The organism is Embleya sp. NPDC055664 (assembly GCF_053618075.1).
The window spans coordinates 406,340-421,391 of sequence record NZ_JBSHGZ010000002.1 but is presented as its reverse complement, the minus strand read 5'-3'; the positions used below and the strand labels follow the sequence as shown (position 1 = coordinate 421,391).

Sequence of the window (15,052 nt, the reverse complement as noted above, 5' to 3'; positions counted from 1 at the left end):
CCGACGCCCACCGCCCTACCCCACCCCCACCCGCGCCCCGACCGCCGCCACGAAGGCGTCCGCCTCCGCGACCGGGCCCGGGCCGAGGTTGAGATGGGTGTCCGCGTTCCAGGCGCCGAGCACCGTGACCCGCGCCCGGGTGAACATGTCGAGGCTCTCCTCCAGGACGAAGTAGCGCGGCTCGCCCACCACATCCGGCCCCAGGAGCAGGGCGAAGTGCGCCTCCGGCGGATGCAGCGCGGGCGGGAAGCGCACCAGCAGGGCGGTCCCCGTGCCCAGCGGCACGTGCGACAGGGCCAGTCCGTCGGCGGGCAGCCGCTGCCCCTCGGGCAGTTCGCCGCCGACGCCGACCCACAGGTCCGCGGTGCGCGCGTTCAGTTCGTCGAGCGGCGCGGCCAGCAGCCCGGCGGCGTTGCGCAGCGCGATCGAGCGGAAGACCACGTGGGCGAATCGGTAGTGGTGCGGTCGGGAGCTCATCCGGGGCCTTTCGGGTGGGTCGTCGAGGGTTGGTTCGTCGGGCCGGCCGGCGGGCGAAAAAAACCCGTGGCCGGTTCGGCGTTCATCCGTCATCCTGTTCCGCGATGGGAATGATGGACAGCATGGCCGCCAAGGTGGCGCGCGGCGCCACCGTCGAGTTTCGCCCGCGCGGGACCTCCATGGCCCCGCTTATTCGCAGTCGTCAACTCGTGACCGTCGCGCCGGTGGACCCGGCCCGTCTCACTCTCGGGGACATCGTCTTGGCCAGGGTCGCGGGAAAGATGTACCTGCACCTGGTCTCCGCACTGGATGTCACCCGTTCGCGCGTCCAGATCAGCAACAATCGTGGCCGGACCAACGGCTGGACCTCGTACGCCCGCGTCTACGGAATCTGTGTGTCCGTGGACGGCGTACCGCGTCCGGGCGCCGGCCGCAAGATCCGCGAGTCGGTGCCGGCGGACGGGTGAGTGCCGCCGCACCGACCGGAGTCCGGCTCGTGGCGGAAGTCCTGAGGAGGAACCACTCCCGCCACGGGCCGGGCGGTACGACCGCCGGACGGCGATCCACCGCGCCCCGGGACCTTCGGTCCCGATGATCGACACGCGTGTACCGCCCGTCCGGTTGCCCATGATTCGGGACGACCCGGTGGATTCGTCCGCGGCGCGGCCAGGTAGAGATGCAGCCATGAAGAAGCTGATCAATTCCGCCCGCGACGTCGTCCCCGAGATGTTGGAGGGGCTGGCGCTGGCCAACCCCGGCATCGCCCTGCTCGACGGCGCGAACGTCGCGTTGCGCGCGGACGCGCGGGCGTACGCGCAGAGCGGCCGGGTCGCGGTGATCTCCGGCGGCGGCGCCGGCCACGAGCCCGCGCACGCGGGATACGTCGGGCCCGGGATGTTGACCGCCGCCGTGTCGGGGGACGTGTTCACCTCGCCGGCCACCGACACGATCCTGGCCGCGATCCGCACCGTCGCCGGCCCCGCCGGGGTGCTGCTCGTGGTCAAGTCGTATACCGGCGACCGGCTCAACTTCGGCCTCGCCGCCGAGTTGGCCCGGGCCGAGGGGATCGCGGTCGAGGTGGTGGTGGTCGCCGACGACGTGGCGCTGGCCGCGGGGGAGGGCACCGCCGGCCGGCGCGGTATCGCCGGCACCGTGTTCGTGCACAAGGTCGCGGGAGCGGCGGCGGACGCGGGCGCGACGCTGGCCGAGGTCCGGGCGGAGGCCGAGGCGGCGGCCCGCGCGATCGGCACGATGGGCGTCGCGCTCAGCCCGTGCACGGTGCCGGCCGCCGGGCAGCCGGGCTTCGAACTCGGCGAGGACGAGGTCGAATTGGGCCTGGGCATTCACGGCGAGGCGGGGGTACGCCGGGACAAGATCGCGCCCGCCGACACGTTCGTGGCCGAACTCCTGGACCGGATCGTGACGGAGACCGGCCTCGAAGCCGGCGACCGGGTCGCGCTGCTGGTCAACAACCTCGGCGGCACTCCGACCATGGAACTGGACATCGTGCTGCGCGGCGCGGTGCGGGACCTGGCCGGCCGGGGTCTGGTCCTGGAGCGGGCCTGGCGCGGCTCGTTCCTGACCGCCCTGGAGATGGCCGGCGTCTCGCTGTCCCTGCTCCGGGTCGACGACGCCCGGCTCGCCCGCCTCGACGCGGCGACCTCCGCGCCCGCGTGGCCGACGCCGGTGGCGGGCCGGGTGGGCGAGGTCACCGTGCTGCCGGCGGCCCCCGCTCCCGGCACCGCCGACGCCGGCACCGCGCTGACCGAGCCGACCCCGCTCACCCGCGCCGTCGAGGCCGCGTGCGCGGCGCTGACCGAGGCCGAGCCGCACCTGACCGAGCTGGACCGGATCGTCGGCGACGGCGACCTGGGCATCAGCCTGGCCCGCGGCGCCGAGGCCGTCCGGCGCGAGCTGCCCGGCTACGGCGGCGGCCACCCGGCCGCCGTGCTGCGCGGGCTCGCCGACACCGTACGACGCGCCCTCGGCGGCACCTCAGGGCCGCTGTACTCGGTGCTCCTGCTGCGCGCGGCGGGCGCGGTGGAGGCCGACCCGTCACCGCACGGGTGGCGCGAGGCGCTGGCCGCGGGCGCTCGGGCGGTCGGCGAACTCGGTGGCGCCCGGGTCGGCGACCGCACCATGCTGGACGCCCTCGTGCCCGCCGGCGAGGCGCTGGTCGGCGGCGCGAGCCTGGCCGAGGCGATCGACGCGGCCGCCGCCGGCACCGAGGAGACGGCGACCCACAGCGCCCGCCGGGGCCGCAGCAGCTACCTCGGCGACCGGGCGATCGGCACGGTCGACCCGGGCGCGGAGGCCGTGGTGATCTGGCTCCGCGCGGTCGCCGACGCCCTGGACGCGGAGGACGAGAGGGCATGACGCACGACCGCCGCGGCCCGGATCCGGGCCGCGGCGGTCGACGTATCGGCTCGCCCCGGTGTGGGGGAGGGTTCAGCGTGGGGGAGGGTTCAGCCCGCTCCGGCGTCGTCCGCGAGCGCCCGCAACGTGTCGTACGCGACCTGGATGAAGACTCCGCGAGCCCCCGCCGACCGGTTCACCAGCGCGGCGAGCCCCACTCCGGTCTGCGGGCTGAAGCCCAGGAACGAGGTGAACCCGCGCGTCGTGCCGGCGTGGAAGATCAGATCGTGCCCCCGGCGCACCCGCAGGTTCCACACCAGGCACAACCGATCACCGCCGTCGGGGCAGATCAGTCGGGGCCGCCGCACGTCGACCAACGCGCGGGCGAGCGAGGCGGGTTGCACCCCGGAGGGATCCAGGTGCGCGGCCAGATACCGGGTCACGTCCGTTCCGCTGCTGCGCAGCGCCCCCGCCGCGGGCAGTCCCGGCATGTCCCACGGCGGCCGGGGCCGACCGCGCAGATACCCCGTCACCTGCGGCCCGTTCGGGTCGCACGTGGTTATCGTCAGCCCCAGCGGCACCCCGAGCCGAGCCACCACCAGGTCCGGGTAGGGCATGCCGGCGGCGCGCGCGAGCGCGTGTCCCAGCAGTGCCACACCCAGGTTGGAGTAGTGCACCCGGGTGCCCGGCCGGGCGTGCGGTCGGGTCCGGCCGAGCAGGGCGAACAGGCGCTGCTCGGTGTAGCCCGCGTACGGGTTCGAATACCACGCGGGCACCGCCGTGCGCAGTGTGCCGGGCGGCAGCCGGGGCAACCCGGAGGTGTGCGTGGCCAGATGCAGCAGTGTGACGTCCGAGGACCAGCGCGGCCGGGCGCCGAGCGGCAGGTAGGTGATCAGCGGATCGTCGAGCCGGGCCTCACCGCGCGCCACGGCGTCGGCCAGCAACAGCGCGGTGAACGTCTTGGTCACCGAGCCCAGTTCGAACCGGGAGTCGGCGTCCACCGCGGGCCCCCGGCTCACCACCGACGACTCGCCCGCCCGGACCGTGCCCACGACCAGCGCGCCTGCTGCGGGCACGGCCCGCAGCAGCGGCGCCAACAACCGTGCGGGGGACTCGCTCACGCGGGTACGGGGGCCGGCGCGGTGCCCAGGGAGCGCGCCAGCGTGATGGTGCCGGCCACGATCGCCACCACGGCGGTGTGCTCGTGGTCCTTGAACGCCTGCTTCGGGTCCTCGTCGATCGGGTCCGCGTCGCGCGGCAGCAGCCCGTCCTCACGCTGCGCCGCCGCGAGCCGCTCCCAGCCCTGCGCGTCGCAGACCGGCTCGGTCAGACACGCGTCGACCGCCAACAACTCGCCGACCAGGTCGAACTGCGCGACCTCGGCCCAGATGTCCACCCACACCGGCAGCCAGATCCGCAGATAGTCACGGATGTCGGCGGGCAGCAGTTCGGGATGCGCGCCCCAGTCGGTGAGGTGGAACACCGTGTGGGTCATGCAGTACGCGGTCATCCAGTCGATCACCCACGGCTCGGGCGTCATGCCCAGCCAGGTGTCGGCGGCGAGCGCGGGCCAGTCGAAGCGGCGGTTCACTCCGGCGACGCGGCTTGCGTTGGCCACCGCGAGCCGTCGGTTGGGCATCAGTTCGATGCCGTGTACCGAGCGCAACTCGGCCAGGTGCTCCTGCAACCGGTCCATCTGCTCGTGCCGCAGGCCGGCTCGGGTGAAATGCGCGTACGTCTCCAGCGGATCGGTGATCAGCGGATGCCGCACTTGGCGCTCGTAGAGGAAGTTCCCGGACTGGAACTGCTCCCAGGCGAAGTCGATCAGGCTGCGCGCGGTGGCCAGGTCGCCGGGTCCGGCGACCCCCTCGCGCAACATCAGGGAGGTGGCCAGCGCGGTCTCGCCGAGCGGTTTGTACGCGCCGTCGCGGTCGTTGAAGTCGACGATGGTGTGCGTGGGCAGGGTGCCGAACTCGGCGTTGTCGTGCAGCCAGCGCAACGCCCGCGAGCCGATGGTGTGCGCGGTCTTGAGCACGTCGGCGTTCATGAGCCCTCCAGCCCGGTCACGTGTTGGGCGATGCGGGTGTCGAGCACGGTACGGGTGCTGCCGCCGCCGAACAGCCGGACGTGGCGCAGCAGCGGCGCGAGGTCGAGCGGTACGGCGATGCCGTCGGCGGCCACCCACGCGAGCCAGCGGGCGATCCGGGCGGCGGTGCGGTAGTCGCGGCGCAACATTGCCCGTACCAGCCCCCGGGACAGGGCCTCGGCGCCCTCGCGGGCGGCGGTGTGGATGGGGCCGTCCAGGCCGGGCAGGGCCAGGGAGGACAGTTGGGCCATGCGTACCGACCAGGTCTGCCACGACGACGCGTCGGCGACCTGGGCCCCGTCGCCGGGGACGGGTACGTCCACGGTCAGGCCGAAGCGGGTCAGGGTGCGGGCGGTCGCCCAGTCGCGCCAGGTGACGATCCACGCGGTGTCGGGCGAGGCGCCCACCGCGTCGGGCGGGAAGACGGCGAACGCCCTGGCGGCGGCCTCGGCCCGATCGGTCGGGACGGGGGTGTCGCGCAGGACGTGGGGGGCGAGCGCGTCCGAACCCAGGACTCGCAGGCCGGGCAAGTCGGCGTCGGCGTCGCGGGTTTGTGCCGCGTGCAGGTCGTCGGCGGCGAATCCGGCGGGGACGACCGCGCCCCCGGCGTCCATGAGGACGCCGAGGGCCTGGCCTGCCACTCGCTCGACCGCCGCCGTGTAGTCCTCGTGTGGCGAGGTGCCGGCGAAGGGCATGGTGGAGATCAACTTTCCGTCGGAACCGGTGGTGTCACGGACAACTCGTCCGGGTCACCGCTCCTTCGGGGGCTTCGGGGACAGCAGAAGGCCGGCCAGCAGCACGCCGACGCCGAAGTCTTCCGGCACGAACAGCGGGGCGTCGCTGATGGTCGTCTCCTCCTCGATCATGAGCGTCGCGACAGTGCCGGCGTGGACCGGCGTGGCCTGACGAACGTGCTGAGTAAGCATCGGGTGCTCCCTCTTCGTGACTTCATCGCCGGGCTCGGCGATGCCCCGTGCTCATCGACCATAGGCACTTTTTGTGAGGCTTTGCACCATTTCGTGATTGGTGTCGGCTGCGGTTCATTTAGCGTGCGCGGGCGCGTGTTGGGGCGCACGGGGGGCGTGTTCGGCGTCGCGTCGGATCCGGGAGGGGGCGGCGGATCGGGCCGGTGAATCGGCGTTCACCAGCGGTTTTCGGGTGATTCAGGGCTCGATGCGGGCCAGGCTGCCGGTCTCCAGGGCGACCCAGATCGCGCCGTCGGGGCCCTGGGTGAGGCCGTGCGGTTCGGCGGCGACGCCGGGCAAGTCGTACTCCGTCAGAGTGCCCTCCCGGGCGAGTCGGCCGACCCGGTTCGCGGCCCATTCGGTGAACCAGCAGTGGCCGGTCGCGTCCAGCGCCACCGCGTGCGGGCGAGACTCCCGGTCCGGCAGCGGGAATTCGGTGAACTCGCCGGTCGCCGTGCGGCGACCGATCGCGCCCGCGCCGATCTCGGTGAACCACACCGAGCCGTCGGGGTCGGCCGCGATCCCGACCGGGGCCGCGCCCGGGGTGGGCAGCGGGTATACGGTCACCGCGCCGGTCGTGGTGATCCGGCCGAGCGCGTTGGCGGCGTTGAGGGTGAACCACAGCGCGCCGTCGGCGCCGGTGGTGATCGCCGACGGGAACGCGGCCGGGATCGGCAGGTCGAACGTGGTGACCGCGCCGGTCGGGTCGATCCGGCCGATGCGGTTCGCGGCGGTCTCGGTGAACCACAGTGCGCCGTCGGGGCCGCGGGTGATCCCGTACGGCCCGGAATCGGCGGTGGGCAGGTCGAAGTGGGTCACCGCGCCGGTCGGGGTGATGCGGCCGATGCGGTGGGCCTTGTACTCGGTGAACCACAGCGCGTCGTCGGGGCCCGCGACCAGCACGGTCGGGCCGCAGGTCGGGTGGCCGAGATCGTGGATCGTGGTCTGCCCGTCGGCGGGGTCCAGTCGGCCGATGCGACCGGCGTGCACCAGGGTGAACCACAGGGCGCCGTCCGGGCCGACGGTGATCGAGTACGGGCCGGACTCGCGGTCGGCGACCGCGAGTCCGGTGATCGCGGCGGGGGTGGTCATCCGGGCCTTCTCTCGTTCGGTGCGACGCGGGCGGATGCTTGCCGGCGGATGCCGACTGGCAGATAAATGCAACCTTGTTGCGTTAGTATGAGTATGACGGATGGAGCGTTGCTAATGCAACCGGGTTGCTTTTGGGGTGTCGGGTGAGTGGTGTGGGTGAGGCGCGACCCGGGGGGCGCACCGCGCGGACCCGGGACGCGGTGCGGCGGGCGACGCTGGCCGAATTGGCGGACAAGGGCTTCGACGGGTTGACCGTGGAGGCGGTCGCCGTGCGCTCGGGGGTGCACAAGACGACGGTGTACCGGCGCTGGCGCAACGCGGCCGGGCTGGCCGCCGACGCGCTCGACCTCGCGGCGGAGGAGCCGTGGCCGCTGCCCGACACCGGTGTGCTGCGCGACGATCTGCGGGCGATCACCGCGATGGTGGTGTCGGGTTTCGAGGACCCCGGGCGCGGGCCGATCGCTCGGGCCCTCGTGGGAGCGGCGGTGCGGGATCCGACCACGGGCGCGGCGCTGCACGGCTTTTTGGTCGGTCGACTCGCCCAGGCCGAGGTGGTGGTGCAACGGGCGGTCGGGCGCGGGGAGTTGCCGGTGGGCACCGATGCGGGCGAGGTGGTGCGCACGGCCGTCGGCGCGCTGTACTACCGCCTGTTCATCACGCGCGAACCGGTCGACGCCGGCCAGGCCCGCCGCGCGGCCGACGCAGCCGAGGCAGCGGCCCGCGCCGGAGTCTTCGTCCGAAACCCCCCGGCCACCGAACCCACCGACCCGCCCTGATGTCGGCACCGACGGTCATAGTGCCGCGCCATGGACACGGACGAATTCCGGACCCTCGTGGAGATCGCCCGGGCGGCCGACGGGCCGTATGCGCCGGCACTGGTCGACATACTCGCCGCGCACCCGCCGGAGCGGGTCCTCGACTACGACGATCGGTTTCGCGAGGCGCGCGAAGCGCTCTACCTATGGGACCTGTGGGCCGCGGCCTACCTGATCGGGGGCGGCTGCTCCGACGACGCCTTCATGGACTTCCGTGCGGGGCTGATCGCCCAGGGGCGGGGTCAGCAGAACTCGTCGAGTAGGCGGTAGAAGCGCAAGCGTTGTGGGTCGAGGGTGTTGTCGGGGTCGTAGCGGGCGAGGAAGCGGGCCGTGTGCTCGGGGGAGTACTGGCCGTGGTCGTCGTCGAGGAGGCTGCGGGTGAGCAGAGCCGGGTCGGCGTGGCGGTCGGTGCGACCCAGGCGGCCGAGGTCGATCAGGCCGGTGACCCGCGCGGTGTCCGGGTCGAGGAGCACATTGGGCGGGCAGTAGTCGCCGTGGCCGACCACCAGGTCTTCGGTGGGTGGGACTGTCGCGAGCAGTTCGGCGAGCAGTTCGGGACCGGTGCGGCCCGCCCGTTCCTCGTCGACGTCGTCGAGATCGACCAGGCCGGCCGCGATCGCCTGCTCGGCGGCCGGCACGGTGACCGCGAGTGTGCGGTCGAACGGGCAGTCGGCGACGGGCAGTCGATGCAGGTCGCGGGCCAGGTCGGCGAGCGCGTCCACGACCGCGTCGCGCTGCTCGGCGGGCCACGGGTCGGCGGCCGAGCGGCCGGACACGGCCCGGGTGAGCAGCCAACCCCCGGCGTCGTCCACGTCGTGGTCCAGGATCTCGGCGACCGGCAGCCCCTGTTTCGCCGCCCAGGTGCCCCGGGCCACCTCAGCGGACACGTGGAAGCCGGAATCCGGGTGCCCGTTGGGCGTGCCGATCTTGAGATACAGCTCCTCGCCGCCACGGCCGCGCAGTCGGTACACCCCCGCCCCGGACATGCCGTCGGTGACCGGTTCCCGGGTGTACGCCGCGAAGCGACGTCGAAGATCGTCCCTCATCCCGGCATCCTCGCCCGGAACGTCGGTCGCGCGCCGGCGGATTTTTCCGGATGCGAGAGGGTCACAACGTGAACCAGCCGGTGCGTACGTGCCAGTGGCGGCCGGTGTGTAGGTGGTCGGCGATTGCGCGTTGTAGGGATGTGTTCCGGGGGAGGGATGTGGTGGGTAGGTCGGGGTTGCCGAAGACGAAGCCGATCGGGGCGGTGTCGTCCGGCTGGGGGCCGGTCGGGTCCGAGTACAGGTGGAAGCGGCTTTGGAAGCGGATGATGTTGGACTCGGGCGGCAGGTACTCGCGCAACTGCGGGTCGAGCAGCCACGAACCGCAGACCGCGACCGTGTAGCGCTCGCCGGGGTAGTGGCGCGGGAAGAACGCGCGGGCGAGGTCCAACGACTCGTCGCACGCCGCCGGGGACATCGGGCCGAGGAAATCCGGGATGTGCAGCTCCAGCGCGGGGTCCTCGGGCCCGTGGTCGAGCCCGAGCGCCCTGGCGCTCGCCGCCGCTCTCTCGCGCATCGTCGAACGTTGGAACTGGAGCCGGCCGAGCTGGTACAGCTCGCCGCGGAAGTGGTAACCCGGCCAGTGCCGCGCGCTCAGCCCGCCCGAGCCGTGCCTGCGCCGATGCAGCGCCATGTGCCGGCCCAGGTCGGCGAGGGTGCGGCGGGACACCTCGGGCGGGATGCCGAGCCCGTGGTGGTGGGCCAGTACGTGCGGGAGCGCGGCCACGTACACGTACACGTGGAACCACCGGCCCGCCACGCCCGACGCCGCCGGCAGCGGCGGAAAGGGGCGGCGCCGCGTCGGCGTGCCCATGTCGGCCACCAGTACCCGGACGGCCCGTTCGAACAGCTCGCGCAGCACCGGATCGGCGAGCAGCACGGACCGGGCGGAGAGCAGTTCGTTGACGTCCTCGTGCGGGACGGACAGGTCCAGGAGCACCGCGGCGAGCCGCTCGCCGGCGGGCAACTCGACCTCGATCCGGCCGTCGGCCTCGGCCGCGGTCAACGCCGCGACCCAGGCCGCCGCCGGCGCGTCCGCGCGCAGCAGCGCCGCGGTGTCCGGCACCGTCGTGGGCGCGGCCGGTGGTGATTGCGGATGCGGGCGACCCGGCTCCGCGCCGGCCGCGGCCCGGCGGCCCCGCGGGCGGCCGATCACGCGACGGAAGCGCGCAGGTCGATCGAGTAGAAGTACTTGTCGTAGCGGCGCGCGCCGACCGCGACGAAGTCGTGCAGCCGGCCGTACTCGACGAAGCCGAGCGAGCGATACAGCCGCAGCGCGCCGACGTTGTCGCCCCGGGCATCGAGGGTGAGGATCTCGACCGCCGCGGCCCGCGCGTCGTCGAGCAATGCCTCGGTGAGCCGCCGGCCGATGCCGCGGCCGTGCGCGGGCAGCGCCACCGCGAGCTTCTCCAGGTCGGCGTTGGGCCGATGGGTCGGCCGGGTGTAGCGCCGCCAGTAGCCGAACCCGAGCAGTTCCTCGCCCGCGTACGCGAACCGCAGCGCGGCGTCGCCCGACCGCTGCGCCTCGGCGAGGCCGGTGAGCAGGTCGCCCACCTCGGCGAGGTCCGGCGGATCCACCCAGCCGAGTGCGGCGCCGGCGCGGATCAGCTCGGCCAGGATCGCCCGCAGCGGTTCGGCCGCGGACGCGGCGGCCTCGGCTCCGCGCAGCACGACGGGTCGGGGGTCCGGGGCCGGGTCGGTGCGCGCGGCCTGGTTCGGGTTCGGGTTCGGCGTCACGCGGACAAGGCTATTGAGTCGGCGGCGAGTACGGGGAGCGGGCCCGGGCCGGGAATCCGGCAGACTGTGCCCGTGAGTGGAACCGTTTTGGTCCTCGGAGGCCGCAGTGAGATCGGGGTGGCGGTCGCGGAGCGGCTGATCGCTCGCGGGGCGCGCACCGTCGTGCTGGCGGCGCGGCGCAGTCACGACCTCGACGACGAGGAGGCGCGGCTGCTCGAAGCCGGCGCCCGGCGGGTGGACCGGGTCGAGTTCGACGCGGACGATCTGGCCACGCATCGGCCGATGCTGGACGACGTGATCGCCCGGCACGGGGCCCTGGACGTCGTGGTCACCGCGTTCGGCATCCTGGGCGACCAGCGCCGGGCCGAGGTCGACGCGGCGCACGCGGTCGCGGTGGTGCACACCGATTACACCGCGCATGTGAGCGTGCTGACCCATCTCGCCGCCGTGTTGCGCGCGCAGGGGCACGGCCGGCTGGTGGTCTTCTCGTCGGTGGCCGGGGTCCGGGTACGGCGGGCGAACTACGTCTACGGCTCGGCCAAGGCCGGTCTGGACGGATTCGCGAGTGGTCTGGCCGACGCGCTCGCGGGCAGCGGGGTACGGCTGTTGCTGGTCCGGCCGGGGTTCGTGGTCGGACGGATGACCCAGGGCATGTCGCCGGCGCCGCTGTCCAGCACGCCGGAACAGGTGGCGGACGCGACGGTGCGGGCGCTGGTGCGGGGCCGGGGCGAGGTGTGGGTGCCGGGCACGCTGCGGCCGGTGTTCGCCGGGATGCGGGTGTTGCCTCGGGCGCTGTGGCGGCGGTTGCCGCGCTGAGCGGGGTCAGAACAGGAGCGAGTCGGTTTCGATCGTGGTCGCGAAGTCGTCGAGGGCCTGGAAGATTTCCCACTCCGGGCGGCCCGAGGCGGTCGCGAGGAGCGTGATCAGGTCCTGTTCCAGGGCGGCCACCCGCTTCCCCTTCCAGACCTTGTCGGACAGGCTGACCAGGAGTTCGTCCGGGTCGGTCGGGTTCCAGGCCGCGTGGGTGCGGGCGAAGCGGGCCCGGGAGGGGGACACGCCCTGGGCGGTGAGCAGGTCGTAGCCGGCCTGCTCGTGACACGAACCCGGCCCGGACAACTCCTCCGGGTGCAGGGTCTTGCCGATGTCGTGGGTGGCGGCGCCGAACAGCACCGCGTCGCGGTCGAAGGCCAGTTCCGGGAAGGTCGCCGCGACCCAGTCGCACAGCCGGCACGCGACGTCGTGCACGATGCGCAGATGTTCGACCAGGCGGGGGCAGGGGGTGAGTTGATCCAGCAGGGTGATCACTTCGGCGGGCAGCGGACGGAGCTTGGCGGAGGTCACCCGGACAGGGTAAGAGCCTTGCCGCGAGGTCAGGAAGCGGGGCCGTCCTGGGCCAACGCCGGGCCGTCGCCGAGTACCACGACCGGGTGCGCGGCCGGGTCCAGGACGCGCAGCAGCGCCACCAGCGCCTCGGGCGGCAGGGTGACGCAGCCGTGGGTGGCGCCGCCGTGGTCGATGTGCAGCCAGATGTCGCCGCCGAACGCGTCGCCGCGCGGGCGGACCGGGTCCAGCGGCGAGGTCCCGGGCACCCGGTTGTAGTCGATCGCGATCACGTGGTCGAAGGTGCCGGCCAGGGGCTCGCCGGCGAAGCCGGTGCCGTCGATCGCGAAGTCGTCGGAGCGGTCGTAGGACAGCCGGGTGCCGGGATCGGGGCGCAGGCCGCCGGCGTCGGTCAGGGTGTACACGCCGATCGGCGTGCGCAGGTCGTTCTCGTGGTGGTCGAACGTCCAGCCTTCCCGGCCGTTGTGCGCGGGCCACGCGTCGCGGGCCCGCCAGCCGTCGGACTCGCGGGTCCAGAACGAGGCGGTGCCGGAGTCCGCGTCCCGGCCGTCGCCGACGACCAGCAACAACTGGGCGGTCTCGGGCGGGATTTGCGCCGCCAGGCGGGCGCCGATGGCGGAGGGGAGGGGGACGCCGGTTCGGGCGGGGGCGGGCGGAAGCGTCGCGCCGGAATTCGGGGCGCCGGCGGCCGCGTGCCGGGCCGGGGGCAGGCCGGAGAGGGCCAGTGCGGCCGGGACGGTCAGGAACAGCGAGCGGCGGGGGATGGTCATTCCTCCACGACTACCCCCTTCGGGCGAGTCATTCCGGCAGGGCGGGCGGTGTGTTCGCCGGTGCCACCCGCTCGGTGGTGTTCGGGGTCACTCGATGGTGGGCGTGGTGCGGGTGGACGGGGCTCGGGGTGTGGGCTCGGGGTGTGGTTGGGTTTTGGTGGTCCGGTTGGCCCGGGCGGTGTGGGTGTGCAAGGGGGCGGTATGCGGGTCGGAGTGGTCGGGGTCGGGCGGATCGGGGGGTTTCACGCCCGGGCGTTGAGCGGGATCGCGGCGGTCGAGCGGGTCGTGGTGGCGGATGTGGATCGGGGGCGGGCCGAGGAGTTCGCCCAAGCGGCCGGCGTCGCGGCGGTCGGGCTCGACGAGGTGTTCGCGGCGGTGGACGCCGTGGTGGTCGCCGCGCCGACGTCGGCACATGTCGGGCTGCTGCGGGCGGCGGCGGACGCGAAGTTGCCGATCCTGTGCGAGAAGCCGATCGCGCTCGACCCGATCGTCGCGCGCGAGGCGGTGGCGTATGTGGAGGCGCGCGGGGCCGGGCTTCAGGTGGGTTTCCAGCGCCGATTCGACCCGATGTACATCGCGGCGCGGGCGGCGGTCGCGGCCGGCGGACTCGGCACGGTGACCCGGGTGCACGCGGTGAGCGTGGATCGTCGGCCGCCGCCGGCCGCGTTCGTGCCGACCTCGGGCGGCATCTATCGGGACACGCACATCCACGACTTCGACATCGTGCCGTGGGTGACGGGTGTGCCGATCGTCGAGGTGACCGCGATCGGGGCGAACCGGGGCGCGGCGGTGTTCCGGGAGCACGACGACGTCGACGTGTCGGCGGTGCTGTTCCGGCTCGCCGACGGCACGCTCGGCACCGCGCACGCGGGGCGGCACCATGAGCCGGGCTACGACGTGCGGCTGGAACTGGCCGGCACCGCCGGGACCCATGCCTGCGGCGGCGTCACCGAGGGCGACTTCCTGACCCGATTCGGCGACGCCTACCGTGCGGAGCTGGCCGCGTTCGTGGCGATGGCCGCCGGTCGCATCGCCAGCCCCTGTCCGGGCGCCGACGCGCTCGCGGCGCAGGCCGTGGCCGAGGCGTGTGTGGTGTCCCGGCGCGAGGGGCGCACGGTTCGGGTGGGGTAGGTCCCGGTTCGGGTGGGAGCCCCCGAGCGGGGCCGAGGGCTCCGGGGGTGTGGGTTCAGGGCAGGGTCAGGATCTGTGGGCCGTCCTCGGTGATCGCGATGGTGTGTTCGATGTGCGCGGCGCGGGAGCCGTCGGAGGTGTGGAACGTCCAGCCGTCCCGGGCGGTGTAGCACGCGTCCTTGCCGCCGGCGAGCAACATCGGCTCCAGGGCCAGGGTCAGGCCGGGGCGCAGCGCCATGCCGCGTCCGGGGCGGCCCTCGTTTTGTACGTGCGGGTCCTCGTGCATCGTGCGGCCGATGCCGTGGCCGCCCCAGTCGCGCGGCATGCCGTAGCCGGCCCCGCGGGCGACCGCGCCGATCGCGGCGGAGATGTCGCTCAACCGGCCGCCGGGTACGGCCGCCGCGATGCCCGCTTCGAGTGCGCGCCGGGTGTCGGCGATCAGCGTCAGGTCCTTCGGGCGCGGCGTGCCGACGGTGAAGGTGATCGCGGCGTCGCCGGTCCAACCGCGCAGGGTCGCGCCGCAGTCGATGCTGACCAGGTCGCCGTCGCGCAGCCGGTAGTCGGTCGGGATGCCGTGCACCACGGCGTCGTTGACCGAGGCGCAGATCACGCCCGGGAACGGGACGGGCGCGAACGACGGCTGGTAGCCCAGGAACGGGGACGTGGCCCCGGCCTCGCGCAGGATCGTGTGCGCGACCTCGTCCAGTTCCTTCAGCGACACGCCGATGGCGGCGACCTTGCGGGTCGCCTCCAGGGCCTGTCCCACGACTCTCCCGGCCTCGCGCATCGCGGCTATTTCGGCTCGGGTCTTGATTTCGACCATGGGTCCCCTCCTCGACCAATTCTTATACCGGTATTAGTATCACGGTCATGGTGCGAACCCCGCTGACCCCACTGGAACGAGCGCGCGGCCTGCAACTGGGCGCGCTGCTGCGCGGCGCGCGCGGCGAACGCAGCATCGGCCACGTCGCCGTCGCGGCCGGACTGTCGCCGGAGACGCTGCGCAAGATCGAGACCGGCCGGGCGCCGACCCCCGCGTTCTTCACGATCGCGGCGCTGGCCCTGGAGCTGGGACTGTCGCTGGACGAGGTCGCGGCGGTGTGCGCGATTCCCGATCCGGACGCGCTTTCCGCCTAGGGTTTGAAGACACGCCCCAGGTTTGCTCAGGGCGCCGGGCGGAGCAGCGTTTCGATGTTCTTGGCCGATGGCGACCAGGAAGGTCAGGATCGCCTCGTTGTTG

At 73.5% G+C, this 15,052-nt stretch carries 19 protein-coding genes; 7 read left to right on the top strand and 12 right to left on the bottom strand.

What is annotated here, in order from left to right; all coding sequences use genetic code 11:
- Positions 1–15 precede the first annotated feature (15 nt).
- Positions 16–477 carry a hypothetical protein gene (locus ACWGR4_RS05030; protein ID WP_452132918.1) on the bottom strand — a complete coding sequence of 154 codons (462 nt, stop codon included), beginning with the start codon at positions 475–477 and terminating at the stop codon, positions 16–18.
- Between the two features lie 122 nt (positions 478–599).
- Between ACWGR4_RS05030 and ACWGR4_RS05025 the strand changes: the two genes are divergently transcribed.
- Entirely contained in the window at positions 600–944 is a 345-nt protein-coding gene (locus ACWGR4_RS05025; RefSeq protein ID WP_452132917.1) for a S26 family signal peptidase, read from the top strand.
- Positions 945–1,161: 217 nt separating this feature from the next.
- Positions 1,162–2,853, top strand: a complete 1,692-nt coding sequence (locus tag ACWGR4_RS05020; RefSeq protein ID WP_380000639.1) for a dihydroxyacetone kinase family protein — start codon at positions 1,162–1,164, stop codon at positions 2,851–2,853.
- Positions 2,854–2,942: 89 nt separating this feature from the next.
- On the opposite strand, the gene ACWGR4_RS05015 is transcribed toward ACWGR4_RS05020, so the two are convergent.
- The 5 genes from ACWGR4_RS05015 to ACWGR4_RS04995 form a co-directional block, all read right to left on the bottom strand.
- The gene (locus ACWGR4_RS05015) at positions 2,943–3,953 is read right to left on the bottom strand and encodes a serine hydrolase domain-containing protein (protein WP_452133041.1); all 1,011 of its coding nucleotides are present in this window, start codon (positions 3,951–3,953) and stop codon (positions 2,943–2,945) included.
- Positions 3,950–4,879 (bottom strand): DUF6895 family protein, encoded by a 930-nt coding sequence (locus tag ACWGR4_RS05010; RefSeq protein WP_380000635.1) that lies wholly within the window; start codon positions 4,877–4,879, stop codon positions 3,950–3,952. Before ACWGR4_RS05010 ends, ACWGR4_RS05015 begins: the two co-directional genes overlap by 4 nt.
- Entirely contained in the window at positions 4,876–5,613 is a 738-nt protein-coding gene (locus tag ACWGR4_RS05005; RefSeq protein ID WP_452133042.1) for a hypothetical protein, read from the bottom strand. The genes ACWGR4_RS05010 and ACWGR4_RS05005 overlap by 4 nt, the downstream gene beginning before the upstream one ends.
- A 54-nt stretch (positions 5,614–5,667) precedes the next feature.
- Positions 5,668–5,844, bottom strand: a complete 177-nt coding sequence (locus tag ACWGR4_RS05000; RefSeq protein ID WP_380000631.1) for a hypothetical protein — start codon at positions 5,842–5,844, stop codon at positions 5,668–5,670.
- A gap of 237 nt (positions 5,845–6,081) precedes the next feature.
- Positions 6,082–6,975 (bottom strand): Vgb family protein, encoded by an 894-nt coding sequence (locus tag ACWGR4_RS04995; RefSeq protein ID WP_452133043.1) that lies wholly within the window; start codon positions 6,973–6,975, stop codon positions 6,082–6,084.
- A gap of 143 nt (positions 6,976–7,118) precedes the next feature.
- Between ACWGR4_RS04995 and ACWGR4_RS04990 the strand changes: the two genes are divergently transcribed.
- Positions 7,119–7,751 (top strand): TetR/AcrR family transcriptional regulator, encoded by a 633-nt coding sequence (locus ACWGR4_RS04990; protein WP_452133044.1) that lies wholly within the window; start codon positions 7,119–7,121, stop codon positions 7,749–7,751.
- A 30-nt stretch (positions 7,752–7,781) separates the two neighbouring features.
- Positions 7,782–8,060, top strand: a complete 279-nt coding sequence (locus ACWGR4_RS04985; RefSeq protein ID WP_452133045.1) for a DUF4240 domain-containing protein — start codon at positions 7,782–7,784, stop codon at positions 8,058–8,060.
- Here ACWGR4_RS04985 and ACWGR4_RS04980 read toward each other — a convergent pair.
- From ACWGR4_RS04980 to ACWGR4_RS04970, 3 genes are all read right to left on the bottom strand, one after another.
- On the bottom strand, positions 8,033–8,836 hold the full coding sequence (locus tag ACWGR4_RS04980) for an APH(3') family aminoglycoside O-phosphotransferase (RefSeq protein ID WP_380000622.1): 804 nt from the start codon (positions 8,834–8,836) through the stop codon (positions 8,033–8,035). The two genes, ACWGR4_RS04985 and ACWGR4_RS04980, sit on opposite strands and share 28 nt — an antisense overlap.
- A 61-nt stretch (positions 8,837–8,897) precedes the next feature.
- Entirely contained in the window at positions 8,898–9,989 is a 1,092-nt protein-coding gene (locus ACWGR4_RS04975) for an acyltransferase domain-containing protein (RefSeq protein WP_452133046.1), read from the bottom strand.
- Positions 9,986–10,504: a GNAT family N-acetyltransferase gene (locus ACWGR4_RS04970; RefSeq protein WP_380001135.1), complete on the bottom strand. Its 519-nt coding sequence runs from the start codon at positions 10,502–10,504 to the stop codon at positions 9,986–9,988. The genes ACWGR4_RS04975 and ACWGR4_RS04970 overlap by 4 nt, the downstream gene beginning before the upstream one ends.
- A gap of 138 nt (positions 10,505–10,642) precedes the next feature.
- Between ACWGR4_RS04970 and ACWGR4_RS04965 the strand changes: the two genes are divergently transcribed.
- Complete coding sequence (locus ACWGR4_RS04965; protein WP_380000618.1) at positions 10,643–11,386, top strand: SDR family NAD(P)-dependent oxidoreductase; 744 nt, start codon at positions 10,643–10,645, stop codon at positions 11,384–11,386.
- 6 nt (positions 11,387–11,392) lie between these two features.
- Here ACWGR4_RS04965 and ACWGR4_RS04960 read toward each other — a convergent pair whose 3' ends face one another.
- Positions 11,393–11,911, bottom strand: a complete 519-nt coding sequence (locus tag ACWGR4_RS04960) for an HD domain-containing protein (RefSeq protein WP_380000616.1) — start codon at positions 11,909–11,911, stop codon at positions 11,393–11,395.
- Positions 11,912–11,940: 29 nt separating this feature from the next.
- On the bottom strand, positions 11,941–12,681 hold the full coding sequence (locus ACWGR4_RS04955; RefSeq protein WP_452133047.1) for a L,D-transpeptidase family protein: 741 nt from the start codon (positions 12,679–12,681) through the stop codon (positions 11,941–11,943).
- A 201-nt stretch (positions 12,682–12,882) separates the two neighbouring features.
- Here ACWGR4_RS04955 and ACWGR4_RS04950 point away from each other — a divergent pair, with 201 nt between their 5' ends.
- Positions 12,883–13,812, top strand: coding sequence for a Gfo/Idh/MocA family protein (locus ACWGR4_RS04950; RefSeq protein WP_452133048.1), 930 nt, complete (start codon positions 12,883–12,885; stop codon positions 13,810–13,812).
- Positions 13,813–13,867: 55 nt separating this feature from the next.
- Here the strand turns inward: ACWGR4_RS04950 and map are convergent, their stop codons facing one another.
- The gene (map, locus tag ACWGR4_RS04945) at positions 13,868–14,635 is read right to left on the bottom strand and encodes a type I methionyl aminopeptidase (RefSeq protein ID WP_395786958.1); all 768 of its coding nucleotides are present in this window, start codon (positions 14,633–14,635) and stop codon (positions 13,868–13,870) included.
- Positions 14,636–14,682: 47 nt separating this feature from the next.
- Here map and ACWGR4_RS04940 point away from each other — a divergent pair, with 47 nt between their 5' ends.
- A complete protein-coding gene (locus ACWGR4_RS04940) occupies positions 14,683–14,949 on the top strand; it encodes a helix-turn-helix domain-containing protein (protein ID WP_380000608.1) in 267 nt (88 codons plus the stop codon).
- Positions 14,950–15,052: the final 103 nt, after the last annotated feature.